The organism is Pseudomonas oryziphila, assembly GCF_003940825.1.
GTDB lineage: Bacteria > Pseudomonadota > Gammaproteobacteria > Pseudomonadales > Pseudomonadaceae > Aquipseudomonas > Aquipseudomonas sichuanensis.
The window spans coordinates 525,840-551,317 of sequence record NZ_CP034338.1 but is presented as its reverse complement, the minus strand read 5'-3'; the positions used below and the strand labels follow the sequence as shown (position 1 = coordinate 551,317).

Annotated in this window: 37 protein-coding genes; 1 reads left to right on the top strand and 36 read right to left on the bottom strand. The window is 58.6% G+C overall.

Translation table 11 applies throughout. The features are described 5' to 3' along the window. Positions 1–20: 20 nt before the first annotated feature. Together EJA05_RS02700 and EJA05_RS02695 are read right to left on the bottom strand one after the other, a co-directional pair. Positions 21–569 carry a single-stranded DNA-binding protein gene (locus EJA05_RS02700; RefSeq protein WP_110996355.1) on the bottom strand — a complete coding sequence of 183 codons (549 nt, stop codon included), beginning with the start codon at positions 567–569 and terminating at the stop codon, positions 21–23. Between the two features lie 9 nt (positions 570–578). Continuing rightward, positions 579–1,973: an MFS transporter gene (locus EJA05_RS02695; protein ID WP_125462386.1), complete on the bottom strand. Its 1,395-nt coding sequence runs from the start codon at positions 1,971–1,973 to the stop codon at positions 579–581. Positions 1,974–2,102: 129 nt separating this feature from the next. Here EJA05_RS02695 and uvrA point away from each other — a divergent pair, with 129 nt between their 5' ends. Beyond that, complete coding sequence (uvrA, locus tag EJA05_RS02690) at positions 2,103–4,937, top strand: excinuclease ABC subunit UvrA (protein ID WP_178125880.1); 2,835 nt, start codon at positions 2,103–2,105, stop codon at positions 4,935–4,937. Positions 4,938–5,002: 65 nt separating this feature from the next. Here the strand turns inward: uvrA and bfr are convergent, their stop codons facing one another. The 34 genes from bfr to rpsL form a co-directional block, all read right to left on the bottom strand. Continuing rightward, positions 5,003–5,467, bottom strand: a complete 465-nt coding sequence (gene bfr / locus EJA05_RS02685) for a bacterioferritin (protein WP_110996353.1) — start codon at positions 5,465–5,467, stop codon at positions 5,003–5,005. A gap of 163 nt (positions 5,468–5,630) precedes the next feature. Then, positions 5,631–7,070 (bottom strand): catalase, encoded by a 1,440-nt coding sequence (locus EJA05_RS02680; RefSeq protein ID WP_125857233.1) that lies wholly within the window; start codon positions 7,068–7,070, stop codon positions 5,631–5,633. 171 nt (positions 7,071–7,241) lie between these two features. After that, complete coding sequence (rplQ, locus tag EJA05_RS02675) at positions 7,242–7,628, bottom strand: 50S ribosomal protein L17 (RefSeq protein WP_003255451.1); 387 nt, start codon at positions 7,626–7,628, stop codon at positions 7,242–7,244. Positions 7,629–7,670: 42 nt separating this feature from the next. Further along, a complete protein-coding gene (locus EJA05_RS02670; RefSeq protein ID WP_003255452.1) occupies positions 7,671–8,672 on the bottom strand; it encodes a DNA-directed RNA polymerase subunit alpha in 1,002 nt (333 codons plus the stop codon). A gap of 22 nt (positions 8,673–8,694) precedes the next feature. Continuing rightward, entirely contained in the window at positions 8,695–9,315 is a 621-nt protein-coding gene (gene rpsD / locus EJA05_RS02665) for a 30S ribosomal protein S4 (protein WP_110996351.1), read from the bottom strand. Positions 9,316–9,330: 15 nt separating this feature from the next. After that, positions 9,331–9,720, bottom strand: coding sequence for a 30S ribosomal protein S11 (gene rpsK, locus EJA05_RS02660; protein WP_003255454.1), 390 nt, complete (start codon positions 9,718–9,720; stop codon positions 9,331–9,333). Positions 9,721–9,738: 18 nt separating this feature from the next. Next, positions 9,739–10,095, bottom strand: a complete 357-nt coding sequence (gene rpsM, locus EJA05_RS02655; protein WP_003255457.1) for a 30S ribosomal protein S13 — start codon at positions 10,093–10,095, stop codon at positions 9,739–9,741. Between the two features lie 129 nt (positions 10,096–10,224). Further along, the gene (rpmJ, locus tag EJA05_RS02650) at positions 10,225–10,341 is read right to left on the bottom strand and encodes a 50S ribosomal protein L36 (RefSeq protein WP_032116397.1); all 117 of its coding nucleotides are present in this window, start codon (positions 10,339–10,341) and stop codon (positions 10,225–10,227) included. Between the two features lie 30 nt (positions 10,342–10,371). Beyond that, on the bottom strand, positions 10,372–11,703 hold the full coding sequence (secY, locus tag EJA05_RS02645) for a preprotein translocase subunit SecY (RefSeq protein WP_003257108.1): 1,332 nt from the start codon (positions 11,701–11,703) through the stop codon (positions 10,372–10,374). Beyond that, complete coding sequence (gene rplO / locus EJA05_RS02640; protein ID WP_110996350.1) at positions 11,704–12,138, bottom strand: 50S ribosomal protein L15; 435 nt, start codon at positions 12,136–12,138, stop codon at positions 11,704–11,706. 3 nt (positions 12,139–12,141) lie between these two features. Beyond that, positions 12,142–12,318: a 50S ribosomal protein L30 gene (gene rpmD / locus EJA05_RS02635; RefSeq protein WP_011531895.1), complete on the bottom strand. Its 177-nt coding sequence runs from the start codon at positions 12,316–12,318 to the stop codon at positions 12,142–12,144. Positions 12,319–12,320: 2 nt separating this feature from the next. After that, positions 12,321–12,821: a 30S ribosomal protein S5 gene (gene rpsE / locus EJA05_RS02630; RefSeq protein WP_046857343.1), complete on the bottom strand. Its 501-nt coding sequence runs from the start codon at positions 12,819–12,821 to the stop codon at positions 12,321–12,323. A 3-nt stretch (positions 12,822–12,824) separates the two neighbouring features. Next, entirely contained in the window at positions 12,825–13,175 is a 351-nt protein-coding gene (gene rplR / locus EJA05_RS02625) for a 50S ribosomal protein L18 (RefSeq protein WP_011531893.1), read from the bottom strand. Positions 13,176–13,185: 10 nt separating this feature from the next. Further along, positions 13,186–13,719, bottom strand: a complete 534-nt coding sequence (gene rplF, locus EJA05_RS02620; protein ID WP_110996349.1) for a 50S ribosomal protein L6 — start codon at positions 13,717–13,719, stop codon at positions 13,186–13,188. A gap of 12 nt (positions 13,720–13,731) precedes the next feature. Next, a complete protein-coding gene (gene rpsH, locus EJA05_RS02615) occupies positions 13,732–14,124 on the bottom strand; it encodes a 30S ribosomal protein S8 (protein WP_110996348.1) in 393 nt (130 codons plus the stop codon). A gap of 210 nt (positions 14,125–14,334) precedes the next feature. Continuing rightward, entirely contained in the window at positions 14,335–14,640 is a 306-nt protein-coding gene (gene rpsN, locus EJA05_RS02610) for a 30S ribosomal protein S14 (RefSeq protein ID WP_023629181.1), read from the bottom strand. Between the two features lie 13 nt (positions 14,641–14,653). Further along, positions 14,654–15,193: a 50S ribosomal protein L5 gene (gene rplE / locus EJA05_RS02605; protein ID WP_003255474.1), complete on the bottom strand. Its 540-nt coding sequence runs from the start codon at positions 15,191–15,193 to the stop codon at positions 14,654–14,656. Between the two features lie 20 nt (positions 15,194–15,213). Then, positions 15,214–15,528, bottom strand: coding sequence for a 50S ribosomal protein L24 (rplX, locus tag EJA05_RS02600; RefSeq protein ID WP_125462384.1), 315 nt, complete (start codon positions 15,526–15,528; stop codon positions 15,214–15,216). 11 nt (positions 15,529–15,539) lie between these two features. Then, the gene (rplN, locus tag EJA05_RS02595; protein WP_008089810.1) at positions 15,540–15,908 is read right to left on the bottom strand and encodes a 50S ribosomal protein L14; all 369 of its coding nucleotides are present in this window, start codon (positions 15,906–15,908) and stop codon (positions 15,540–15,542) included. A gap of 23 nt (positions 15,909–15,931) precedes the next feature. After that, complete coding sequence (gene rpsQ, locus EJA05_RS02590; RefSeq protein WP_003255478.1) at positions 15,932–16,198, bottom strand: 30S ribosomal protein S17; 267 nt, start codon at positions 16,196–16,198, stop codon at positions 15,932–15,934. Between the two features lie 2 nt (positions 16,199–16,200). Further along, positions 16,201–16,392 carry a 50S ribosomal protein L29 gene (gene rpmC / locus EJA05_RS02585; protein ID WP_002555481.1) on the bottom strand — a complete coding sequence of 64 codons (192 nt, stop codon included), beginning with the start codon at positions 16,390–16,392 and terminating at the stop codon, positions 16,201–16,203. After that, positions 16,392–16,805, bottom strand: coding sequence for a 50S ribosomal protein L16 (rplP, locus tag EJA05_RS02580; protein ID WP_009397508.1), 414 nt, complete (start codon positions 16,803–16,805; stop codon positions 16,392–16,394). Before rplP ends, rpmC begins: the two co-directional genes overlap by 1 nt. Before the next feature lie 12 nt (positions 16,806–16,817). Then, a complete protein-coding gene (gene rpsC, locus EJA05_RS02575) occupies positions 16,818–17,504 on the bottom strand; it encodes a 30S ribosomal protein S3 (RefSeq protein ID WP_011531889.1) in 687 nt (228 codons plus the stop codon). Positions 17,505–17,517: 13 nt separating this feature from the next. Then, positions 17,518–17,850, bottom strand: coding sequence for a 50S ribosomal protein L22 (gene rplV, locus EJA05_RS02570; RefSeq protein ID WP_003103908.1), 333 nt, complete (start codon positions 17,848–17,850; stop codon positions 17,518–17,520). 11 nt (positions 17,851–17,861) lie between these two features. Next, entirely contained in the window at positions 17,862–18,137 is a 276-nt protein-coding gene (gene rpsS, locus EJA05_RS02565; RefSeq protein WP_003255482.1) for a 30S ribosomal protein S19, read from the bottom strand. Between the two features lie 16 nt (positions 18,138–18,153). Beyond that, positions 18,154–18,978, bottom strand: coding sequence for a 50S ribosomal protein L2 (gene rplB / locus EJA05_RS02560; protein WP_003255483.1), 825 nt, complete (start codon positions 18,976–18,978; stop codon positions 18,154–18,156). Positions 18,979–18,992: 14 nt separating this feature from the next. Then, positions 18,993–19,292 carry a 50S ribosomal protein L23 gene (gene rplW / locus EJA05_RS02555; RefSeq protein ID WP_003255484.1) on the bottom strand — a complete coding sequence of 100 codons (300 nt, stop codon included), beginning with the start codon at positions 19,290–19,292 and terminating at the stop codon, positions 18,993–18,995. Then, positions 19,289–19,891: a 50S ribosomal protein L4 gene (gene rplD, locus EJA05_RS02550; protein ID WP_003255485.1), complete on the bottom strand. Its 603-nt coding sequence runs from the start codon at positions 19,889–19,891 to the stop codon at positions 19,289–19,291. Before rplD ends, rplW begins: the two co-directional genes overlap by 4 nt. A 12-nt stretch (positions 19,892–19,903) precedes the next feature. Continuing rightward, positions 19,904–20,539 carry a 50S ribosomal protein L3 gene (rplC, locus tag EJA05_RS02545; protein ID WP_011531887.1) on the bottom strand — a complete coding sequence of 212 codons (636 nt, stop codon included), beginning with the start codon at positions 20,537–20,539 and terminating at the stop codon, positions 19,904–19,906. A gap of 80 nt (positions 20,540–20,619) precedes the next feature. Next, positions 20,620–20,931, bottom strand: coding sequence for a 30S ribosomal protein S10 (gene rpsJ / locus EJA05_RS02540; RefSeq protein WP_003186070.1), 312 nt, complete (start codon positions 20,929–20,931; stop codon positions 20,620–20,622). A 141-nt stretch (positions 20,932–21,072) separates the two neighbouring features. After that, positions 21,073–22,266, bottom strand: a complete 1,194-nt coding sequence (tuf, locus tag EJA05_RS02535; protein ID WP_016497741.1) for an elongation factor Tu — start codon at positions 22,264–22,266, stop codon at positions 21,073–21,075. 27 nt (positions 22,267–22,293) lie between these two features. Further along, on the bottom strand, positions 22,294–24,441 hold the full coding sequence (gene fusA / locus EJA05_RS02530) for an elongation factor G (protein WP_125462383.1): 2,148 nt from the start codon (positions 24,439–24,441) through the stop codon (positions 22,294–22,296). A gap of 30 nt (positions 24,442–24,471) precedes the next feature. Beyond that, entirely contained in the window at positions 24,472–24,942 is a 471-nt protein-coding gene (gene rpsG / locus EJA05_RS02525; protein WP_003246741.1) for a 30S ribosomal protein S7, read from the bottom strand. A gap of 106 nt (positions 24,943–25,048) precedes the next feature. Further along, positions 25,049–25,420: a 30S ribosomal protein S12 gene (gene rpsL / locus EJA05_RS02520; RefSeq protein WP_003255492.1), complete on the bottom strand. Its 372-nt coding sequence runs from the start codon at positions 25,418–25,420 to the stop codon at positions 25,049–25,051. Positions 25,421–25,478: the final 58 nt, after the last annotated feature.

The window sequence follows — 25,478 nt, the reverse complement described above, 5'->3', positions numbered from 1 at the left end:
GTAACGCCGAGCGCTTGCGATCAGAACGGAATATCGTCGTCGAAGCTGTCGAAGTCGGCGGCTGGCTGCGGAGCCGGCTGCTGCGGCGCTGGGCGCTGTGGCGCCTGCTGAGGACGCTGGGCTTGCTGACGCGGGGCCTGGTTGTACTGCTGCTGGCCGCCACCCTGGTTGTAGTTGTTGCCACCACCCTGGTTGTACTGGTCGCCGCCACCCTGCTGGTTCTGCGGACGGCCGCCAAGCAACTGCATGGTGCCGTTGATGTCGACAATGATCTCGGTGGTGTAGCGCTTGATGCCGTCTTTTTCCCACTCGCGGGTTTGCAGCTTGCCTTCGATGTACACCTGCGAACCTTTGCGCAGGTACTCGCCGGCGATTTCGGCAACCTTGCCGAACAGCGAAACGCGGTGCCACTCGGTGCGCTCGACCTTCTGGCCGGACTGCTTGTCGGTCCACTGCTCGCTGGTGGCCAGGCTCAGGTTGGTCACGGCGTTACCGTTGGGCAGGTAGCGGACTTCGGGATCCTGACCGCAGGTACCGACCAGAATGACTTTGTTAACCCCACGGGCCATAACGTTCTCCTAGGCTTCGCACGCCGAAGAGGCTGGGTTCACCAGACGCTCGAGGGTCGCACGGTCCAAAATTTTCGTATCCAGTTTGATATAGATGGCGGCTTCTTCTGCCACCACCACGGCGTCGGTCACACCCGGCACGGCCATCAGGCGCTCGGTAAGCCCGGCTTCCCGGACTGCCTCTGGCGTCAGCGGCATGCGCAGGCTGGTCACGTAAGGCGGCTCGTTCATGCGCAACGCAGTGACCAGCCACAGGGCACACAGCCCCGCGCAACCGAGAAACACCATGCTCAGGCCACCGTGCTGGAACAACCAGCCACCGATGATTCCTCCCAGCGCGGCACCCAGGAACTGACTGGTGGAGTACACACCCATTGCAGTCCCTTTGCCACCGGCGGGCGACACCTTGCTGACCAGCGAAGGCAAGGATGCCTCCAACAGGTTGAAGGCGGTAAAGAATACCACGGTGCCGATCACCAGTCCGCGCAAGTTGTCAGCCCACTGCCAGAAGAACAGCTCCACCAGCAACAATACACTGACCGCGCCAAGCAGCACGCGTTTCATCTTGCGCTTCTTCTCGCCGTAGATGATGAAGGGGATCATTGCAAAAAATGAAACCAGCAGCGCGGTCAGGTACACCCACCAGTGTTCTTCCTTCGGCAGCCCGCCGCGTTCGACGAAGGCCAGCGGCAGCGCGACGAAGCTGGCCATGAGGATGGCGTGCAGGACGAAAATGCCCACGTCCAGGCGCAGAAGGTCCGGATGGCGCAGGGTCGGGCCCAGGGCCTGACGGGCCACGCCGGACTCGCGGTGCTGCAGGGTCTTGTGGGTGTTGGGCACGACGAAGGCGATCAGGGCGATACCGACCAGGGCAAGTCCTGCAGTGGCGAGGAACAATCCTGACAAGCCGAAGGCGCGAGTCAGCAGCGGCCCGACGACCATGGCAACGGCAAACGACAGGCCGATGCTCATGCCGATCATGGCCATGGCCTTGGTGCGGTGTTGCTCACGGGTGAGGTCGGACAGCAGCGCCATGACGGCTGCGGAAATGGCCCCGGCACCTTGCAGGATGCGCCCGGCGATCACGCCCCAGATCGAGTCGGCCTGGGCCGCCAGCACGCTGCCGAGGGCGAAGATCACCAAGCCCAGGTAGATCACCGGGCGGCGGCCGATGCGGTCGGAGATCATGCCGAACGGAATCTGCAGCACGGCCTGGGTCAGGCCATAGGCGCCGATGGCCAGGCCGATCAGCGCAGGCGTGGCACCGGCCAGGTCCATGCCGTAGGTGGCCAGCACCGGCAATACCATGAACATGCCCAGCATACGAAAGGCAAAGACCAGGGCCAGGCCGCTAGCGGCGCGGGTTTCGCTGCCACTCATGCGCTCGTTGTGGGTGTCGTGCATGGATTAACCTCGTGTGAACCGGCGGCGATTCTATCAGTCCGACGGCTTGGCGGCATCTGCGCGACGCTTTGCCGCGTACTGGCAGCGCGCCGTATACTCCTTTGTTTATGCCCGCCGAGCGAGGCCGCAGTGGACAAGATCCTGATTCGTGGGGCACGTACCCACAACCTGAAGAACATCGACCTCACGCTACCGCGGGACAAGCTGATCGTGATCACCGGCCTGTCCGGCTCCGGCAAGTCGTCGCTGGCGTTCGACACGCTGTATGCCGAGGGCCAGCGCCGCTATGTGGAATCGCTGTCGGCCTACGCCCGGCAGTTCCTGTCGATGATGGAAAAGCCCGACGTCGACACCATCGAAGGCCTGTCGCCGGCGATTTCCATCGAGCAGAAGTCCACCTCGCACAACCCGCGCTCCACCGTGGGCACCATCACCGAGATCTACGACTACCTGCGCCTGCTCTATGCGCGGGTGGGCACGCCGCGCTGCCCGGACCACGACATCCCGCTGGAAGCGCAAACGATCAGCCAGATGGTCGACCTGGTGCTGGAAAACCCCGAAGGCAGCAAGCTGATGCTGCTGGCACCGGTGGTCCGCGAGCGCAAGGGTGAGCACCTGGCGGTGTTCGACGAATTGCGCGCCCAGGGCTTCGTGCGTGCGCGGGTCAACGGCAAGCTCTACGAGCTGGACGAACTGCCCAAGCTGGACAAGCAGAAGAAGCACAGCATCGATGTGGTGGTAGACCGCTTCAAGGTGCGTGCCGACCTGCAACAGCGCCTGGCCGAGTCGTTCGAGACCGCGCTAAAGCTGGCGGACGGCATCGCCCTGGTAGCGCCGATGGATGACGAGGACGGCGAAGAGACGATCTTCTCCGCGCGCTTCGCCTGCCCGATCTGCGGCCATGCGATCAGCGAGCTGGAACCGAAGCTGTTCTCCTTCAACAACCCGGCCGGCGCCTGCCCGACCTGCGATGGCCTGGGGGTGAAGCAGTTCTTCGATACCAAGCGCCTGGTCAACAGCGAGCTGACCCTGGCCGAGGGGGCGATACGCGGCTGGGACCGGCGTAACGTCTACTACTTCCAGATGCTCGGTTCGCTGGCGGCGCACTATGGCTTCAGCCTTGAGCAGCCGTTCGGCGAGCTTTCGGCCGAGGACCAGAAGGTCATCCTGCACGGCAGCGGCAAGCAAAGCGTCGACTTCAAGTACCTCAACGACCGGGGCGATATCGTCAAGCGCTCGCACCCGTTCGAAGGCATCGTGCCCAACCTCGAGCGCCGCTACCGCGAGACCGAGTCGGCCACCGTGCGCGAAGAGCTGGCCAAGTTCCTTGGCACCCAGCCCTGCCCCGACTGCCGCGGCACCCGCCTGCGCCGTGAGGCGCGGCATGTGTGGGTGGGCGAGAAGACCCTGCCGGCGGTGACCAACCTGCCGATCGGTGAAGCCAGCAACTACTTCAGCGACCTGACCCTGACCGGCCGCCGTGGCGAGATCGCGGCGAAGATCCTCAAGGAGATCTGCGAGCGCCTGCAGTTCCTGGTCAACGTCGGCCTCGACTACCTGACCCTCGACCGCAGCGCCGACACCCTGTCCGGCGGCGAGGCCCAGCGGATCCGCCTGGCCAGCCAGATCGGCGCCGGCCTGGTGGGCGTCATGTACATCCTCGATGAACCGTCCATCGGCCTTCATCAACGGGACAACGACCGCCTGCTGGCCACCCTCAACCACCTGCGCGACCTGGGCAACACGGTGATCGTGGTGGAGCACGACGAGGATGCCATCCGCCTGGCCGACTACGTGGTGGATATCGGCCCTGGGGCCGGCGTGCATGGCGGGCAGATCGTCGCCGAAGGCACACCGGACGAGGTGATGGCGCACCCCGATTCGCTGACCGGCAAGTACCTGTCCGGGCGCAAGAAGATCGTCGTGCCGGCCAAGCGCACCCCGCGCAACAAGAAGCTGTCGCTCAAGCTCAAGGGCGCGCGCGGCAACAACCTGCAGAACGTCGACCTGGAACTGCCGATTGGCCTTTTGACCTGCGTGACCGGTGTGTCCGGCTCGGGTAAATCGACGCTGATCAACAACACCCTGTTCCCCCTGGCGGCCACCGCGCTCAACGGTGCCAGCACCCTGGAGCCGGCGCCGCACAGCAGCATCGATGGCCTGCAACACCTGGACAAGGTGGTCGATATCGACCAGAGCCCGATCGGTCGCACGCCGCGTTCAAACCCGGCGACCTATACCGGCATCTTCACACCGATCCGTGAGCTGTTCGCCGGTGTGCCGGAGGCGCGCTCCCGTGGCTATGGCCCGGGGCGCTTCTCGTTCAACGTCAAGGGCGGGCGCTGCGAGGCGTGCCAGGGCGACGGCCTGATCAAGGTGGAAATGCACTTCCTGCCGGACATCTACGTGCCGTGCGATGTGTGCAAGAGCAAGCGCTATAACCGCGAAACCCTGGAGATCAAGTACAAGGGCAAGAACATCCACGAGGTGCTGGAAATGACCATCGAGGATGCCCGTGGGTTCTTCGACGCGGTGCCAGCACTGGCGCGCAAGCTGCAGACGCTGATGGACGTGGGGCTTTCCTACATCAAGCTGGGGCAGTCAGCCACCACGCTGTCGGGCGGCGAGGCGCAGCGGGTCAAGCTGTCGCGCGAGCTGTCCAAGCGCGATACCGGCAAGACCCTGTACATCCTCGACGAGCCGACCACAGGCTTGCACTTCGCCGATATCCAGCAACTGCTGGACGTGCTGCATCGTCTGCGCGACCACGGCAACACCGTGGTGGTCATCGAGCACAACCTGGATGTGATCAAGACGGCGGACTGGTTGGTGGACCTGGGGCCGGAGGGTGGCTCCAAGGGCGGGCAGATCATTGCCGTCGGTACGCCCGAAGAGCTGGCCGAGAAGCAGCAGTCCTATACCGGGCACTATCTGAAACCACTGCTGGAGCGAGATCGAGCCTGATCTCGCGGCCATGAAAAAGCCCCTGCCATGTGAGTGACAGGGGCTTTTTTGCAGCTGTGGATAACTTACATCTGCGACTGCAGGTAGTTTTCCAGGCCGATAGCCTTGATCAGGCCCTGCTGCTTCTCTAGCCAGTAGGTGTGATCTTCTTCGGTATCTGCCAACTGCGCGCGCAGGATGTCGCGGCTGATGTAGTCTTTGTGCAGCTCGCACAGCTCGATGCCCTTGCACAGCGCGGCGCGGACTTTGTACTCGAGCTTGAGGTCGGCAGCGATCATCTCGGGCACGGTCTTGCCCACTTCCAGATCGTCAGCGCGCATGTCCGGGGTGCCTTCGAGCATGAGGATACGGCGCATCAGCGCATCGGCGTGCTGCGTCTCTTCTTCCATCTCGTGGTTGATGCGCTCGAAGAGCTTGCCCAGGCCCCAATCTTCATACATCCGCGAATGGATGAAGTATTGATCGCGTGCTGCCAGTTCGCCCTTCAGCAACATGACGAGGTAGTTGATTACGTCCGGGTGACCTTGCATCGCCCTGCTTCTCCCTGTGAATACTTCGACAGCTCATAGTTTGAACCAGCTTTTGCGCGTGGTCACGGGAAAATGCGCAATTAACGGCAAATAATCGGCTAAACCGTAGTGATTTTCATTGAAAAACCGCCCAAATGAGGGCGGTTCTTTTTATCACTTCGACTTAGGCAAGGGTTATGCCCAGGGCTTTGGCAATGCCTTGCGCATAGGCCGGATCGGCCTTGTAGAAGTGCTGCAGTTGGCGCTGGATGACGTCCTCGCTGACATTGGCCATGGTACCGGCGATGTTGTTGATCAGCAGTGCTCGCTGTTCGTTGCTCATCAGGCGGAACAGTGCGCCGGCATGGCTGTAGTAGTCGTTGTCCTCACGGTGATCGTAGCGATCAGCCGCACCATTGAGGGCCAACGACGGCTCGGCATGACGCGGCGACTGCTTGGGTGCATCGCTGAAGCTGTTCGGTTCGTAGTTCGGCGCGCTGCCGTAGCTGCCGCTGGCCATGGCGCCATCGCGCTGGTAACTGTGCACGGGACTGCGCGGCGCGTTCACCGGCAGATGCTGGTGATTGGTACCCACGCGGTAGCGGTGGGCGTCGGCGTAGGCGAATACGCGCCCTTGCAGCATACGGTCTGGCGACAGCCCCACGCCCGGGACCATGTTGCTCGGGCCGAACGTGGCCTGCTCGACTTCGGCGAAGTAGTTGAGCGGGTTGCGGTTGAGCTCCAGCACGCCGACCTCGATCAGCGGATAGTCCTTTTGCGACCAGGTCTTGGTTACGTCGAACGGGTTCTCCTGACGGCATGCAGCCTCGGCTTCGCTCATCACCTGGATGCACACGGTCCAGCGCGGGTAATCGCCACGTTCGATGGCCTCGAACAGGTCGCGCTGGGCGTAATCAGGGTCGCTGCCGGCCAGGCGCGCGGCTTCGGCAGGGGCCAGGTTCTTGATGCCCTGTTGCGTCTTGTAGTGCCACTTGACCCAAGTGCGCTCACCCTTGTCGTTGATCAGGCTGTAGGTATGGCTGCCGAAACCGTGCATGTGGCGGTAGCCGTCCGGGATGCCGCGATCGGAGAACAGGATGGTGACCTGATGCAGCGCCTCCGGCGAATGCGACCAGAAGTCCCACATCATCTGGGCGTTCTTCAGGTTGCTCTGCGGGTGGCGCTTCTGGGTGTGAATGAAATCCGGGAATTTCAGCGGGTCACGAATGAAGAAGACCGGCGTGTTGTTGCCGACAATGTCCCAGTTGCCTTCCTCGGTGTAGAACTTGACCGCAAAGCCACGCGGGTCGCGCTCGGTATCAGCAGATCCGCGCTCGCCACCCACGGTGGAGAACCGCAAGAAGGTTTCGGTCTGCTTGCCGACGGCGCTGAACAGCTTGGCGCTGGTGTAGCCGGTGATGTCGCGGGTAACGGTGAAAGTACCGTAGGCGCCCGAGCCTTTGGCATGTACCCGGCGCTCAGGAATGTTCTCGCGGTTGAAGTGAGCGAGCTTCTCGAGCAGGTGGAAATCGTCGAGCAACAGCGGGCCGCGCGGGCCGGCGGAACGGGAATTCTGGTTATCGGCTACAGGTGCACCGCTGGCGGTGGTGAGAATCTTGCTCATGGGCTCTCCTTATCGGTCTTGAACGGCCGGCTAATCGGCTTGGAGAGAGTATTGACGAGCGGTGTGACACGAACAAATTCATTGCCTGACTTGCATCAATAGAAAATGACAATTCATCAGGCAACAAAAAACCGGGCACTAGGCCCGGTTCTTTGTAGCAGACAGAACGTCTTACTCGGCAGCTTCTACAGCACCACCGACCGGACGATCAACCAGCTCGACGTACGCCATAGGAGCGTTGTCGCCAGCGCGGAAACCGCACTTCAGGATGCGCAGGTAGCCGCCCTGACGGGTGGCGTAACGCTTGCCCAGGTCGTTGAACAGTTTGCCAACAGCGGACTTCGAACGAGTACGGTCGAAGGCCAGACGACGGTTGGCAACGCTGTCTTCCTTGGCCAGGGTGATCAGCGGCTCGGCAACGCGGCGCAGTTCCTTGGCTTTCGGCAGGGTGGTTTTGATCAGCTCGTGCTCGATCAGCGACACAGCCATGTTCTGGAACATAGCTTTGCGGTGAGAGCTGGTACGGCTCAGGTGACGTCCACTTTTACGATGACGCATGATTCATTCCTTACCAAACACAACGTTCGGTGATTACGACGATCAGGCTGTCGCCTTGTCGTCTTTCTTAAGGCTTGCAGGCGGCCAGTTGTCGAGGCGCATGCCGAGAGACAGACCACGGGAGGCCAGGACGTCCTTGATTTCAGTCAGGGACTTCTTGCCCAGGTTAGGAGTCTTCAACAGCTCTACTTCGGTACGCTGAATCAGGTCGCCGATGTAGTAGATGTTCTCCGCCTTGAGGCAGTTGGCCGAACGTACGGTCAGTTCCAGGTCGTCAACCGGGCGCAGCAGGATCGGATCGATCTCGTCTTCCTGCTCGACCACAACCGGCTCGCTGTCACCCTTGAGGTCGACGAACGCGGCCAGCTGCTGTTGCAGGATGGTCGCGGCACGACGGATGGCCTCTTCAGGATCCAGGGTACCGTTGGTTTCCAGATCGATGACCAGCTTGTCCAGGTTGGTACGCTGTTCAACACGGGCGTTCTCGACCACATAGGCGATACGACGCACCGGGCTGAACGAAGCGTCCAGCTGCAGACGGCCAATGCTACGGCTTTCGTCTTCGTCGGTCTGACGGGAGTCGGCCGGCTCGTAACCGCGACCACGAGCTACAGTGAGCTTCATGTTCAGGGCGCCGTTGGACGCCAGGTTCGCGATTACGTGATCGGGGTTGACGATCTCGACATCGTGATCCAGCTGAATATCGGCAGCGGTAACCACCCCCGAACCCTTTTTCGACAAGGTCAGCGTAACTTCGTCACGACCGTGCAGCTTGATAGCCAGGCCTTTCAGGTTCAACAGGATTTCAATGACGTCTTCCTGTACACCTTCGATCGCGGAGTACTCATGGAGTACGCCATCGATCTCGGCCTCGACTACTGCACAGCCAGGCATGGAGGACAACAGGATGCGGCGCAGCGCGTTGCCCAGGGTATGGCCGAAGCCACGCTCGAGAGGCTCGAGCGTGATCTTGGCGCGGGTTGGACTGACAACCTGCACATCAATGTGGCGGGGTGTCAGAAACTCATTTACCGAAATCTGCATGGATGCACCTATTTTCTAGCCCTTACTTGGAGTAGAGCTCGACAATCAGGTTTTCGTTGATGTCGGCGGACAGGTCGCTGCGAGCAGGAACGTTCTTGAAAACGCCCGACTTTTTAGCAGCATCCACGTCTACCCACTCAACGCGGCCACGCTGAGAGCACAGTTCAAGGGCTTGAACAATGCGCAGCTGGTTCAGCGACTTCTCGCGAACTGCGACCACGTCACCCGGACGAACTTGGTAGGATGGAATGTTCACGGTCTTGCCGTTGACGCTGATTGCTTTGTGCGAAACCAGCTGACGGGACTCGGAACGGGTAGAACCGAAGCCCATACGGTAGACGACGTTGTCCAGACGGGACTCGAGCATCTGCAGCAGGTTCTCACCGGTGGCGCCTTTCTTCGAGGCAGCCGCTTGGTAGTAACCGCGGAATTGACGCTCCAGAACACCGTAGATACGACGAACTTTTTGTTTCTCGCGCAGCTGGGTACCGTAGTCGGACTGACGGCCACGGCGCTGGCCGTGGATACCTGGGGCTGCTTCGATGTTGCACTTCGATTCCAGAGCGCGAACGCCGCTCTTCAGGAACAGGTCAGTGCCTTCACGGCGAGACAGTTTGCATTTTGGACCAATGTAACGTGCCATTTATCTGTCTCCTGATTACACGCGACGCTTCTTCGGCGGACGGCACCCGTTATGCGGGATTGGCGTCACGTCGGTGATGCTGGCGATCTTGTAGCCGCAGCTGTTCAGTGCACGAACGGCGGATTCACGACCCGGACCTGGACCCTTGACGTTGACGTCGAGGTTTTTCAGGCCGTATTCCAGCGCAGCTTGACCAGCACGCTCAGCAGCGATCTGAGCTGCGAACGGGGTGGATTTGCGCGAACCACGGAAACCCGAACCACCGGAGGTCGCCCAGGACAGTGCGTTGCCCTGACGGTCGGTGATGGTCACGATGGTGTTGTTGAAAGACGCATGGATGTGGGCGATGCCATCAACCACTGTCTTTTTGACTTTCTTACGAGGACGAGCAGCAGGTTTTGCCATGTCTATATTCCTGGGCGATTACTTGCGGATCGGCTTACGCGGGCCCTTACGGGTGCGTGCGTTGGTCTTGGTGCGCTGACCGCGAACCGGCAGACCTTTACGATGACGCAGGCCGCGGTAGCAACCCAGGTCCATCAAGCGTTTGATCTTCATGTTGATGTCACGACGCAGGTCACCTTCGGTGGTGAACTTCGCAACTTCGCCACGCAGGGTTTCGATTTGCTCGTCGCTCAGATCCTTGATCTTTGCGGCTGGGTTGACACCAGCGTCTGCACAGATTTTCTGTGCAGTAGTGCGACCGACACCATAGATGTAGGTCAGCGAGATAACAGTATGCTTGTTATCTGGAATGTTGACGCCTGCAATACGGGCCATTCAGTGGGACTCCAATTGACAGCTACCTACGCCCCGGAAGCCAAGAAATAGGGCGCGAGATAATATCGCTGTAGAAACGAATAATCAACCCAGCAGCACACTAGCTGCTGGGTTTGACGCAGATCACACTCAGCCTTGGCGCTGCTTGTGACGCGGTTCCACGCTGCAGATCACGCGCACGATACCTTCGCGACGAATAATCTTGCAGTTGCGGCACAGCTTTTTCACCGATGCACGAACTTTCATTACCGACTCCTCGAACCTTAAGGGGCTAGATCAGCGCAGCAGACCGCTGCCGCCGTAGCCTTTCAGGTTGGCTTTCTTCATCAGGGATTCGTACTGGTGCGAAACGAGGTGCGATTGTACTTGGGACATGAAGTCCATCACAACCACTACCACAATCAGCAACGAGGTCCCGCCAAGGTAGAACGGCACGTTTGCAGCCACCACCAGGAACTGGGGAAGCAGGCACACGGCCATCATGTAAAGAGCACCGAACATGGTCAAACGGGTCAGAACGCCATCAATGTAGCGCGCCGACTGCTCACCAGGACGGATACCCGGAATAAAGGCACCGGACTTCTTCAGGTTTTCCGCTACGTCTTTCGGATTGAACATCAACGCTGTGTAGAAGAAGCAGAAGAAAATGATCCCTGCACTAAACAGCAGAATGTTCAACGGCTGACCAGGAGCGATCGACTGCGAGATGTCCTGCAGCCAGCCCATACCTTCGGACTGACCGAACCAGGCACCCAGCGAAGCCGGGAACAGCAAGATGCTGCTCGCGAAAATGGCCGGGATTACGCCCGCCATGTTCACTTTCAGCGGCAGGTGGCTGGTCTGCGCAGCGAAGACCTTGCGGCCCTGCTGACGCTTGGCGTAGTGAACGGCGATACGACGCTGACCACGCTCAATGAACACCACGAAACCGATAATCGCTACTGCCAGCAAACCGATAGCGACCAGGGCGAAGATGTTGATATCGCCTGTACGCGCAGACTCGAAAGACTGCCCGATTGCTCTCGGAAGACCGGCAACGATACCTGCGAAGATCAACATCGAGATACCGTTGCCCACACCGCGCTCGGTGATCTGCTCACCCAGCCACATCATGAACATCGCGCCTGCCACGAAGGTGGAGACGGCGACGACATGGAAGCCGAGGCCAACAGAAAACGCCACGCCCTGGTTGGCCAGGCCAATGGACATGCCAATGGCTTGAACCAGCGCCAGGATAACGGTGCCGTAGCGGGTGTACTGGCTGATCTTGCGACGGCCAGCTTCACCTTCCTTCTTCAACTGTTCCAGCTGCGGGCTGACAGCGGTCATGAGCTGCATGATGATCGATGCCGAGATGTACGGCATGATCCCCAGTGCAAAGATGCTCATGCGCTCCAGCGCGCCGCCGGAAAACATGTTGAACAAGCTAAGAATGGTCCCCTCATTCTGCCGGAACAGATCCGCGAGACGGTCCGGGTTAATGCCTGGTACCGGGATGTGCGCGCCAATCCGATAGACGATGATCGCCATGAACAGAAAACGCAGACGAGCCCAGAGTTCCGACATCCCGCCCTTACCGAGCGAAGAGAGAGCACCTTGCTTAGCCATTTATTCCTCGAACTTGCCGCCAGCTGCTTCGATAGCCGCACGTGCACCTTTGGTGACGGCGATACCCTTGAGGGTGACTGCGCGAGTGACTTCGCCCGACAGCATGATTTTCACGCGCTGTACGTGCTGGCCGATCACGTTGGCGTCCTTGAGGGACTGAACGGTGATCAGATCGCCTTCCACCTTGGCCAGTTCGGACAGACGCACTTCTGCGCGGTCCATGGCTTTCAGGGATACGAAGCCGAACTTCGGCAGGCGACGGTGCAGCGGCTGTTGACCGCCTTCGAAGCCTGGAGCAATGGTGCCACCGGAACGCGAAGTCTGACCTTTGTGACCACGGCCACCAGTCTTGCCCAGACCGCTACCGATACCACGGCCCGGACGGTGCTTCTCGCGACGGGAACCCGGCGCTGGACTCAGATCATTGAGTTTCATCGATTAACCCTCGACCTTCAGCATGTAGTAAGCCTTGTTGATCATCCCGCGGTTCTCGGGAGTATCCTGGACTTCTACAGTGTGACCGATACGACGCAGACCCAGACCCTTCACGCACAGTTTGTGGTTAGGGATACGGCCCGAGACGCTCTTGATCAGCGTAACTTTAACGGTTGCCATGATCAGCGGATCTCCTCAACAGTCTTGCCGCGCTTGGCAGCAATGGACTCAGGGGATTGCATGGCTTTCAGACCCTTGAAGGTGGCGTGTACCACGTTCACTGGGTTGGTCGAGCCGTAGCACTTGGCCAGGACGTTCTGAACGCCAGCAACTTCCAGGACGGCACGCATTGCGCCACCGGCGATGATACCGGTACCTTCCGAGGCAGGCTGCATGTAGACCTTCGAGGCGCCGTGGGCGGCCTTGGTGGCGTACTGCAGGGTGGTGCCTTTCAGGTCAACCTGAATCATGTTGCGACGAGCAGCTTCCATGGCTTTCTGGATCGCAGCTGGTACTTCGCGCGATTTGCCACGGCCGAAGCCAACGCGGCCTTTGCCATCACCTACCACGGTCAGCGCGGTGAAGGTGAAGATACGGCCGCCCTTGACGGTCTTGGCAACGCGGTTAACTTGAACCAGCTTCTCGATGTAGCCTTCGTCGCGCTTTTGATCGTTATTTGCCATAACTTAGAACTCCAGCCCGCCTTCACGAGCAGCATCAGCCAGCGCTTTGACGCGGCCATGGTACTTGAAGCCGGAACGGTCAAAGGCAACTTGAGATACACCGGCGGCTTTCGCACGCTCAGCTACCAGCTTGCCAACCTTAGTGGCCGCGTCGATGTTGCCGGTGGCACCATCACGCAGTTCTTTGTCCAAGGTCGAGGCACTTGCCAGAACCTTGCTGCCGTCGGCCGAGATGACCTGGGCGTAGATGTGCTGCGAGGAGCGGAACACGCACAGACGCACGGCTTCGAGCTCGTGCATTTTCAGGCGTGCTTTGCGAGCGCGACGCAGTCGAGTAACTTTTTTGTCGGTCATTTGCTAGGCCCTACTTCTTCTTGGCTTCTTTACGACGGACTACTTCATCCGCGTAACGCACACCCTTGCCCTTGTAAGGCTCTGGCGGACGGAAACCGCGGACTTCAGCGGCCACCTGACCTACCAGCTGCTTGTCGATACCCTTGATCAGGATGTCGGTCTGGCTAGGAGTTTCAGCGGTGATACCGGCTGGCAGTTCGTAATCCACTGGGTGCGAGAAGCCCAGAGCCAGGTTCAGGATGGTGCCCTTGGCCTGTGCCTTGTAACCAACACCGACCAGCTGGAGCTTGCGCTCGAAGCCTTGGCTTACGCCCTGGACCATGTTGTTCACCAGGGCGCGGGTGGTACCGGCCATGGCGCGAGCTTGCTGATCACCGTTGCGGGCGACGAAACGCAGCTCGCCAGCTTCTTCGGTAACTTCAACAGACGAGTGAACGTTCAGTTCGAGAGTGCCCTTGGCACCCTTCACCGAAAGCTGCTGACCGGCGAATTTGACTTCGACGCCTGCTGGCAGCTTAACGGGGTTCTTAGCGACGCGAGACATGCCTATCTCCCCTTAGAACACTGTGCACAGAACTTCGCCGCCGACACCGGCAGCGCGCGCAGCGCGGTCAGTCATCACACCTTTGTTGGTGGAGACGATAGACACGCCCAGACCGCCACGTACTTTCGGCAGGTCAGTGACGGCCTTGTACTGGCGCAGGCCTGGACGGCTGGTGCGCTTCAGTTCCTCGATGACCGGACGGCCTTCGAAGTACTTCAGTTCGATCGACAGGGAAGGCTTGGCTTCGCCGCTGACTTCGTAGCCGGCGATGTAACCTTCGTCTTTCAGTACTTTGGCAACCGCGACCTTCAGCGTGGAGGAAGGCATGCTTACGACAGACTTTTCAGCCATCTGGGCATTACGGATGCGAGTTAGCATGTCCGCTAACGGGTCCTGCATACTCATGGGCTAGATGCTCCTGATACAAGAATTATTAGCCTTGCGGCTATCACAACCACCCGGGCAGGCAGGGTAAAAAACCCAGGCTCAGGTGAGCCGGTCATTCTAGACACAAGGCAGAAACGAAACAAGCCCCATATAGGGGCTTGTTTCTTTGCGAGGTCACCGGCGGTCGGAAGATTTCTCCCCTTCCGCCGGCGGTCACGCCAACCGGGATTACCAGCTGGCCTTGACCAGACCTGGCACATCACCACGCATGGCGGCTTCGCGCAGCTTGTTACGGCCGAGGCCGAACTTGCGGTACACGCCGTGCGGACGACCGGTGATGCGGCAGCGGTTACGCATGCGCGAGGCGCTAGCGTCACGTGGCTGCTTCTGCAGAGCGACAACGGCAGCGAAACGCTCTTCTGGAGAGGCGTTCAGGTTGACGATGGTCGCTTTCAGCTCGGCACGCTTTTTGGCGTACTTGGCTACCGTGAGCTGACGCTTCAGCTCGCGGTTTTTCATGCTCTTCTTGGCCATTTTCCTACTCCAATCAGTTGCGGAACGGGAACTTGAAAGCACGCAGCAGAGCGCGGCCTTCGTCGTCCGAACGAGCAGTGGTGGTCAGGGTGATGTCCAAACCGCGCAGAGCATCGATCTTGTCGTAGTCGATTTCCGGGAAGATGATCTGCTCTTTCACGCCCATGCTGTAGTTGCCACGACCATCGAAGGACTTGGCATTCAGGCCGCGGAAGTCGCGAACCCGAGGCAGGGAGATCGCCAGCAGGCGGTCCAGGAATTCGTACATCTTGTCGCTACGCAGGGTCACCTTGACGCCGATCGGCCAGCCTTCGCGGACTTTGAAGCCAGCGATGGATTTGCGAGCGAAAGTCACGACCGGCTTTTGACCGGTGATCTTTTCCAGGTCAGCTACAGCGTGCTCGATGACTTTCTTGTCGCCGATCGCTTCGCCCAGACCCATGTTCAGGGTGATTTTGGTAACGCGAGGAACTTCCATCACGTTCGACAGCTTAAGTTCTTCCTTAAGCTTAGGAGCGATTTCGTTCCGGTAAATCTCTTTCAGTCGTGCCATGGTCTTCTACCTAGCAGTGTTCAAGCATCAACCGCTTTTTGGGTCGACTTGAAGACACGAATTTTCTTACCTTCTTCTACTTTGAAACCAACGCGGTCAGCTTTGTTGGTTTCGCTGTTGAAGATGGCAACGTTGGAAGCGTGCAGTGGCGCTTCTTTCTCGACGATACCGCCCTGGACGCCCGCCATCGGGTTAGGCTTGGTATGACGCTTGACCAGGTTGACACCACCGACGACCAAACGGTCATCAGCGAGAACCTTCAGCACCTTACCGCGCTTACCTTTGTCTTTGCCGGCGATCACGATGATCTCGTCGTCACGACGAATCTTTTGCATGTCGGATCTCCTTAGAGCACTTCAGGGGCGAGCGAGACGATCTTCATGAACTTCTCGGTACGAAGTTCACGGGTCACTGGCCCGAAGATGCGAGTGCCGATCGGCTCTTGCTTGGTGTTCAGCAGAACAGCAGCGTTGCCGTCGAAACGAATGATGGAACCGTCAGCGCGACGTACACCGTGACGGGTACGGACGACAACAGCAGTCATCACTTGGCCTTTTTTGACCTTACCGCGCGGAATTGCTTCCTTGACGGTTACCTTGATGATGTCACCGATGCCGGCGTAACGGCGGTGCGAACCGCCGAGCACCTTGATGCACATGACGCGACGAGCGCCGCTGTTATCGGCCACATCGAGCATGGATTGAGTCTGAATCATAAAATTTCTCCGACCCCTAGCCCTTAGACTTCAACAGCGCGTTCGAGGACTTCAACCAGTGCCCAGGACTTGGTCTTGGCCAGCGGACGGGTTTCGCGAATGGAAACCTTGTCGCCGATCTTGCACTGGTTGGCTTCGTCGTGCGCGTGCAGCTTAGTCGAACGCTTAACGTATTTACCGTAGATCGGGTGCTTTACGCGACGCTCGATCAGAACGGTGATGGTCTTGTCCATTTTGTCGCTGACGACACGGCCAGTCAGCGTACGGACGGTTTTTTCAGCTTCAGCCATGATCACTTACCTGCCTGCTGGTTGAGCACAGTTTTCACGCGAGCGATGTCACGCTTAACTTGCGAGAGCAGGTGCGACTGCCCCAACTGGCCAGTTGCTTTCTGCATGCGCAGATTGAACTGGTCGCGCAGCAAGCCGAGCAGTTGCTCATTCAGTTGCTGTGCGGATTTTTCACGAAGTTCATTCGCTTTCATCACATCACCGTCCGCTTAACAAAGGAGGTGGCGAGAGGCAGCTTTGCAGCGGCCAGGGCGAAAGCTTCGCGCGCCAGCTCTTCAGAAACACCCTCGATCTCGTACAGGACTTTGCCTGGCTGAATCTGGGCAACCCAGTATTCCACGGAACCCTTACCTTTACCCATCCGCACTTCGAGAGGCTTCTTGGTAACTGGCTTGTCCGGGAACACACGGATCCAGATCTTGCCGCCACGCTTAACGTGACGGGTCAGGGCACGACGTGCCGACTCGATCTGGCGAGCGGTGAGACGACCGCGGGCGACAGCTTTCAGAGCGAACTCGCCGAAGCTGACCTTGCTACCGCGCAGTGCCAGACCACGGTTGTGGCCAGTCATCTGCTTGCGGAATTTTGTACGCTTTGGTTGCAACATTTGGCGTACCCCTTACTTAGCAGCTTTTTTACGAGGCGCTGGTGCTTGAGGCTTCAGCTCTTCCTGGCGACCACCAATCACTTCGCCTTTGAAGATCCAAACCTTGACACCGATCACACCGTAGGTGGTGTGAGCTTCGTAGGTGTTGTAGTCGATATCGGCACGCAGGGTGTGCAGGGGCACACGACCTTCGCGATACCACTCGGTACGTGCGATCTCGGCACCGCCGAGACGACCGCTCACCTGGATCTTGATGCCCTTGGCACCAATACGCATGGCGTTCTGTACGGCGCGCTTCATGGCGCGACGGAACATTACGCGGCGTTCCAGCTGCTGGGCTACGCTCTGAGCAACCAGCATAGCGTCGAGTTCCGGCTTGCGGATCTCTTCGATGTTGATGTGCACAGGCACACCCATCTGCTTGGTCAGGTCCTGACGCAGCTTCTCAACATCTTCACCTTTCTTGCCGATAACGATACCGGGACGAGCGGTGTGGATGGTGATGCGTGCAGTTTGAGCCGGACGATGAATATCGATACGGCTTACGGACGCGCTTTTTAGTTTGTCTTGGAGGTACTCACGAGTTTGCAGATCCTTCAGCAGGTAATCTGCGTAAGTCGCGCCGTCTGCGTACCAGACGGAGGTGTGCTCCTTGACGATTCCCAGGCGAATGCCAGTGGGATGTACTTTCTGACCCATCTGATCGACTCCGTTACTTGTCCGCAACCTTGACAGTGATATGGCAAGACCGCTTGACGATGCGATCAGCGCGGCCTTTGGCACGCGGCATGATGCGCTTCAGCGAACGCCCTTCGTTGACGAAGACGGTGGAGACCTTCAGGTCATCAACGTCTGCGCCTTCGTTGTGTTCGGCGTTGGCAACGGCCGACTCGAGGACTTTCTTCATGATTTCAGCGGCTTTTTTGCTGCTGAAGGCCAACAGGTTGAGCGCTTCGCCCACCTTCTTCCCGCGGATCTGGTCGGCGACCAAGCGGGCTTTCTGGGCGGAGATGCGAGCGCCCGACAACTTAGCGGCTACTTCCATTTCCTTACCCCTTAACGCTTGGCTTTCTTGTCAGCCACGTGCCCGCGATAGGTGCGGGTACCGGCGAACTCGCCCAGTTTGTGGCCGACCATGTCTTCGTTCACGAGAACTGGGACGTGTTGGCGACCGTTGTGTACCGCGATGGTCAGACCGACCATTTGTGGCAGGATCATCGAACGGCGCGACCAGGTTTTAACTGGCTTGCGATCGTTCTTCTCCACCGCCACTTCGACCTTCTTCAACAGGTGAAGATCGATAAAAGGACCTTTTTTCAGAGAACGTGGCACTGTCGTATCCCTCTAGTTACTTGCGACGACGGACGATCATGTTGTCGGTACGCTTATTACCACGGGTTTTAGCACCCTTGGTTGGGAAGCCCCATGGCGATACCGGATGACGACCACCGGAGGTACGACCTTCACCACCACCATGCGGGTGGTCAACCGGGTTCATGGCAACACCACGAACGGTTGGGCGAACGCCGCGCCAGCGTTTGGCACCAGCTTTACCCAGCGAACGCAGGCTGTGCTCGGAGTTCGAGACTTCGCCCAGGGTCGCACGGCACTCAGCCAGGACTTTACGCATTTCACCAGAGCGCAGACGCAGGGTCACGTAGACACCTTCGCGAGCGATCAGCTGAGCCGAAGCACCAGCGGAACGAGCGATCTGAGCACCTTTACCCGGCTTCAGTTCGATGCCGTGAATGGTGCTACCTACTGGAATGTTGCGCAGCTGCAGGGAGTTACCGGCCTTGATTGGGGCCAGGGCACCTGCAATCAGCTGGTCGCCAGCGCTCACGCCTTTAGGGGCGATGATGTAGCGACGCTCACCGTCTGCGTAGCACAGCAGGGCGATGTGAGCAGTACGGTTCGGGTCGTATTCGATACGCTCGACGGTGGCTGGAATGCCATCCTTGTCGTTGCGACGGAAGTCGACCAGACGGTAATGCTGCTTATGACCACCACCCACGTGACGCGTGGTGATGCGGCCATTGTTGTTACGACCACCAGACTTCGATTTTTTCTCGATCAGCGGTGCGTGAGGAGCGCCTTTGTGCAGCTCCTTGTTGACCACCTTGACCACAAAACGGCGGCCAGGGGAAGTCGGTTTGCATTTAACGATTGCCATGATGCACCCCTTCCTTACTCAGCACTGCTGCTGAAATCGAGATCTTGGCCTGGCTGAAGGGAGACGATTGCCTTCTTCCAGTCATTACGCTTGCCCAGACCACGTGCGGTACGCTTGGTTTTACCCAGAACGTTAACAGTCGACACGTTTTCAACTTTTACGTTGAACAGGCCTTCGACAGCTTTCTTGATTTCCAGCTTGGTTGCATCGGTAGCAACCTTGAATACGAACTGGCCTTTCTTCTCAGCCAGAACGGTAGCCTTCTCGGAAACGTGCGGGCCAAGGAGGACTTTGAATACGCGTTCCTGGTTCATCCCAGCAGCTCCTCGAATTTCTTCACGGCCGAGACGGTGATCAACACCTTCTCGTATGCGATCAGACTGACCGGGTCGGAACCTTGAACGTCACGTACATCGACGTGCGGCAGGTTGCGAGCAGCCAGGTACAGGTTCTGATCAACAGCGTCCGAAACGATCAGAACATCGCTCAGACCCATGCCGTTCAGCTTGTTCAGCAGGTCTTTGGTTTTCGGCGCTTCAACAGCGAAGTCCTGAACCACGACCAGACGGTCGCTACGCACCAGCTCAGCGAGGATGGAGCGCAGAGCTGCGCGATACATCTTCTTGTTGAGCTTCTGCGAGTGATCCTGAGGACGAGCTGCGAAGGTTACACCACCGCCACGCCAGATCGGACCACGGGTAGTACCGGCACGAGCACGGCCAGTACCTTTCTGACGCCATGGGCGCTTACCGCCACCGGCCACGTCAGAACGGGTCTTCTGCTGCTTGGTGCCCTGACGGCCGCCGGCCATGTAGGCCACGACTGCTTGGTGTACCAGCGTCTCGTTGAATTCGCCACCGAAAGTCAGTTCGGAAACTTCGATCGCCTGAGCGTCATTTACATTAAGTTGCATGTCAGTTTCCCCTTACCCGCGAGCCTTGACAGCTGGACGCACAACCACGTCGCCGCCAGTAGCGCCTGGAACGGCACCCTTGATCAGCAGCAGGTTGCGTTCAGCGTCTACGCGTACTACTTCCAGGGACTGCACAGTCACGCGCTCAGCGCCCATGTGACCGGACATTTTCTTGCCCTTGAATACACGACCAGGAGTCTGGCACTGGCCGATGGAGCCAGGGACACGGTGCGATACGGAGTTACCGTGGGTGTTATCTTGACCACGGAAGTTCCAGCGCTTGATGGTACCGGCGAAGCCTTTACCTTTGGACTGACCGGTTACGTCTACCAGCTGGCCTGCAGTGAAGAGTTCAGCTTTGATCAGATCGCCAGCCTGGAAATCGCCTTCTTCAAGACGGAACTCCCAGACACCGCGACCAGCGGCAACGTTGGCCTTGGCAAAGTGGCCAGCCTGAGCGGCGGTCACACGCGAAGCACGACGCTCGCCGACAGTGACTTGCACTGCACGGTAGCCATCAGTTTCTTCGGTTTTGAACTGGGTGACGCGATTCGGCTCGATCTCAATGACCGTGACCGGAATGGAGACACCTTCTTCGGTGAAAATACGGGTCATACCCGCTTTTCGACCGACTACACCAATAGTCATGTTGTAAACCTCATGAGTGTACGGGGCTTTCACCCGCTATGGCCGCCCATTTCAGAGCGTTACACGACCAGACCGAAGTCTTAGCCGAGGCTGATCTGTACTTCCACACCGGCCGCCAGATCAAGCTTCATCAGCGCGTCAACGGTTTTATCCGTTGGCTGGACGATGTCCAGAACACGCTTATGAGTGCGAATCTCGTACTGGTCACGCGCGTCTTTGTTGACGTGCGGGGAGACCAGAACGGTGAAACGCTCTTTGCGGGTAGGCAGTGGAATTGGACCACGCACTTGTGCACCAGTACGTTTCGCGGTTTCCACGATTTCCTGGGTGGATTGGTCGATCAGGCGATGGTCGAAAGCCTTCAACCTGATACGGATTTGCTGATTTTGCATTGGATTTCAGACTCCAGGCTGTTCCCAACGGACGCACTACGCCCGCTAAAAGGAGGCGTGATTCTATAGACGCCCCAATTTAGTGTCAACCCAATAAAAAAAGCCCCCGCTGAGCGGGGGCTTTTTCAATCGGTCGAGTGATTACTCGATGATTTTGGCTACGACGCCGGCGCCGACGGTACGACCGCCTTCACGGATGGCGAAGCGCAGACCGTCTTCCATTGCGATGGTCTTGATCAGGGTGACAGTCATCTGAATGTTGTCACCTGGCATTACCATTTCAACGCCTTCCGGCAGTTCGCAGTTACCGGTCACGTCAGTGGTACGGAAGTAGAACTGAGGACGGTAGCCTTTGAAGAACGGAGTGTGACGACCGCCTTCTTCCTTCGACAGAACGTAGACTTCTGCGGTGAACTTGGTGTGCGGCTTGACCGAACCCGGCTTGACCAGAACCTGACCACGCTCAACGTCGTCACGCTTGGTACCACGCAGCAGGACGCCGCAGTTCTCGCCAGCACGACCTTCGTCCAGCAGCTTGCGGAACATCTCAACGCCGGTGCAGGTGGTGGTGGTGGTGTCACGCAGACCAACGATTTCCAGCGGGTCTTGAACGCGAACGATACCGCGCTCGATACGGCCGGTAACAACGGTACCGCGACCGGAGATCGAGAACACGTCTTCGATTGGCATCAGGAACGGCTTGTCGATAGCACGCTCTGGCTCTGGGATGTAGCTGTCCAGAGTTTCAACCAGACGCTTGACAGCGGTGGTGCCCATTTCGTTGTCGTCTTTGCCTTCCAGAGCCATACGAGCCGAACCGATGATGATCGGGGTGTCGTCGCCTGGGAAGTCGTAGGTGGACAGCAGGTCGCGAACTTCCATCTCGACCAGTTCCAGCAGCTCAGCGTCGTCTACCAGGTCAGCCTTGTTCAGGAAGACCACGATGTACGGAACGCCAACCTGACGGGACAGCAGGATGTGCTCACGGGTTTGTGGCATCGGACCATCGGCGGCCGAGCAAACCAGGATCGCGCCGTCCATCTGGGCAGCACCGGTGATCATGTTCTTCACGTAGTCAGCGTGACCTGGGCAGTCAACGTGAGCGTAGTGACGAATGTTCGAGTTGTACTCGACGTGCGCGGTGTTGATGGTGATACCGCGAGCTTTTTCTTCCGGAGCCGAGTCGATCTTGTCGAACTCAACGACGGCCGAACCGAAAACTTCGGAGCAGACGCGGGTCAGAGCTGCGGTCAGAGTGGTCTTACCGTGGTCAACGTGGCCGATGGTGCCGACGTTAACGTGGGGAAGGGAACGATCAAATTTTTCTTTAGCCACGACAGTGAACCTCTTGCCTAAAGGGGATTAGCCTTGTTTTTTAACGAGTGCTTCGACGATGTTCGACGGAGCTTCGGCGTATTTGGAGAATTCCATGGAGTAGCTTGCGCGACCCTGAGACATGGAACGAACGTCGGTCGCGTAACCGAACATCTCTCCGAGCGGCACCTCAGCAGTGATTACCTTGCCGGACACCGAGTCTTCATTACCCTGGATCATCCCACGACGACGGCTCAGGTCACCCATCACGTCACCCAGGTAATCTTCCGGGGTTACAACTTCGACCTTCATGATCGGTTCGAGGACCACGCCACCGCCCTTCTGGGCCAGTTGCTTGGTGGCCATCGAAGCAGCGATTTTGAACGCCATTTCGTTGGAGTCGACGTCGTGGTACGAACCGTCGAATACCGTGGCCTTCAGGCCGAGCAGCGGATAGCCGGCAACAACGCCGTTTTTCATCTGCTCTTCGATGCCCTTCTGGATCGGGGCGATGAATTCCTTAGGAATCACACCACCAACGACTTCGTTGGAGAACACCAGGCCTTCGGTGATATTGCCTTTGTCGTCCACGTCCGGCTCCGAGAAACGGATCCAGCAGTGACCGAACTGACCACGACCACCCGACTGACGAACGAACTTACCTTCGATCTCGACGTTGGACTTGGTGATCTTCTCGCGGTACGAAACCTGCGGCTTGCCGACGTTGCACTCGACGTTGAACTCGCGCTTCATGCGGTCAACGAGGATGTCCAGGTGCAGCTCACCCATACCGGAGATGATGGTCTGGCCGGTTTCTTCGTCGGTCTTGACTCGGAACGACGGGTCTTCCTGGGCCAGCTTGCCCAGTGCGATACCCATCTTCTCCTGGTCAGCCTTGGTTTTCGGCTCTACGGAGAGCGAGATTACCGGCTCAGGGAAGTCCATACGCTCGAGGATGATCGGCTTGTCGGCGTTGCACAGGGTGTCACCGGTGGTGACGTCCTTCATGCCGATCAGAGCAGCGATGTCACCAGCGCGTACTTCTTTGATCTCTTCACGCTGGTTGGCGTGCATCTGCACCATACGACCAACGCGCTCTTTCTTGCCCTTGACCGAGTTGATGACGGAGTCACCGGAGGTCAGGAAGCCCGAGTAAACGCGGACGAAGGTCAGAGTACCAACGAACGGGTCGGTGGCAATCTTGAACGCCAGGGCCGAGAACGGCTCGTTGTCGTCAGCAGGACGCTCATCGTACTGCTCTGCGGTAACTTCGTCCTTCGGCACGTCGATCAGGTCAGGGTGGATACCCTTGATCGCCGGGATTTCGGTCGGAGCAGGCAGGAAGTCGATAACGGCGTCGAGAACCAGGGGAACACCCTTGTTCTTGAACGACGAACCGCAGACAGCAGGAACGATCTCGCTCGCCAGGGTACGGGCGCGCAGACCAGCCTTGATGTCCTCGACGGACAGGTCACCTTCTTCAAGGTACTTGTTCATCAGTTCTTCGTTGGCCTCGGCAGCAGCCTCGACCATGTTGCTGCGCCACTCGTTGGCCAGGTCCACCAGCTCAGCAGGAATCTCTTCCTCGCGGTAGGTAGTACCTTTGTCGTCGTCGTTCCAGTAGATGGCTTTCATCTTGATCAGGTCAACCTGACCCTGGAAGTCGTCTTCAGCACCGATAGCCAGCTGGACCGGAACCGGGGTGTGACCCAGGCGGTTCTTGATCTGGCCGATAACGCGCAGGAAGTTGGCACCGGCACGGTCCATCTTGTTCACGTAAACAACACGTGGAACGCCGTACTTGTTGGCCTGACGCCATACGGTTTCGGACTGCGGCTCAACGCCGGAGGTACCGCAGAACACAACGACCGCGCCGTCGAGTACACGCAGCGAACGCTCTACTTCAATGGTGAAGTCAACGTGGCCGGGGGTATCGATGACGTTTACGCGGTAGTTGTCGTACTGACCACGGGAACCTTTCCAGAAGGTGGTAACGGCAGCGGAGGTAATGGTGATACCGCGCTCCTGCTCCTGCACCATCCAGTCGGTGGTCGCGGCGCCGTCATGCACCTCGCCCATCTTGTGGCTCAGACCTGTGTAGAACAGGATCCGCTCGGTAGTGGTGGTCTTGCCCGCGTCAACGTGGGCACAGATACCAATGTTACGGTAGCGGTTAATTGCTGTAGTACGAGCCATAAAGCCCTCGCAAAATGATTGATGCTTGAATTAGAAGCGGTAGTGCGAGAACGCTTTGTTGGCTTCAGCCATACGGTGAACGTCTTCACGCTTCTTGACTGCAGCACCTTTGCCTTCGGCAGCATCCAGCAGTTCACCGGCCAGGCGCAGGGCCATCGACTTCTCGCCGCGCTTGCGGGCGTAGTCTACGAGCCAGCGCATTGCCAGAGCGTTACGACGGGATGGACGAACTTCAACCGGGACCTGGTAAGTGGCACCGCCAACACGGCGGGACTTAACTTCGACCAGCGGAGCGATGGCGTCGAGAGCTTTCTCGAAGATTTCCAGGGGGTCGCTGTTCTTGCGTGCTTTGACGGTATCCAGGGCACCGTAAACGATGCGCTCGGCTACGGCCTTCTTGCCGCTTTCCATCACGTGGTTCATGAACTTGGCGAGGATCTGGGATCCGTACTTCGGATCGTCAAGGATCTCACGTTTTGCTGCTACACGACGTCTTGGCATGATAAGCCCTCAAACGGTCTTCAGGTTAGCCCGGGACGTGGGTCTTCGACCCCTGCCCGACCTTACTCTTATCGACTCAAAAAAATGGATGTCTGCAAACGGCCGATTACTTCGGACGCTTGGTACCGTACTTCGAACGACCCTGGTTACGGCCTTTGACGCCCGAAGTATCCAGAGAGCCGCGAACGGTGTGGTAACGAACACCTGGCAAGTCTTTTACACGGCCGCCACGGATCAGGACGACGCTGTGCTCTTGCAGGTTGTGGCCTTCACCACCGATGTACGAGGAAACCTCGAAACCGTTGGTCAGACGCACACGGCATACTTTACGCAGTGCCGAGTTAGGTTTTTTCGGCGTAGTGGTGTACACGCGGGTGCACACGCCACGACGTTGCGGGCAGTTCTGCAGCGCAGGAACGTCCGATTTCTCGACCGAACGCTTACGCGGCTGACGTACCAGCTGGTTGATAGTTGCCATCTACTAGCTCCACTGATTGCCTTGCGACTCAATTGTCTTGCAAGAAAGCCAAAAATTG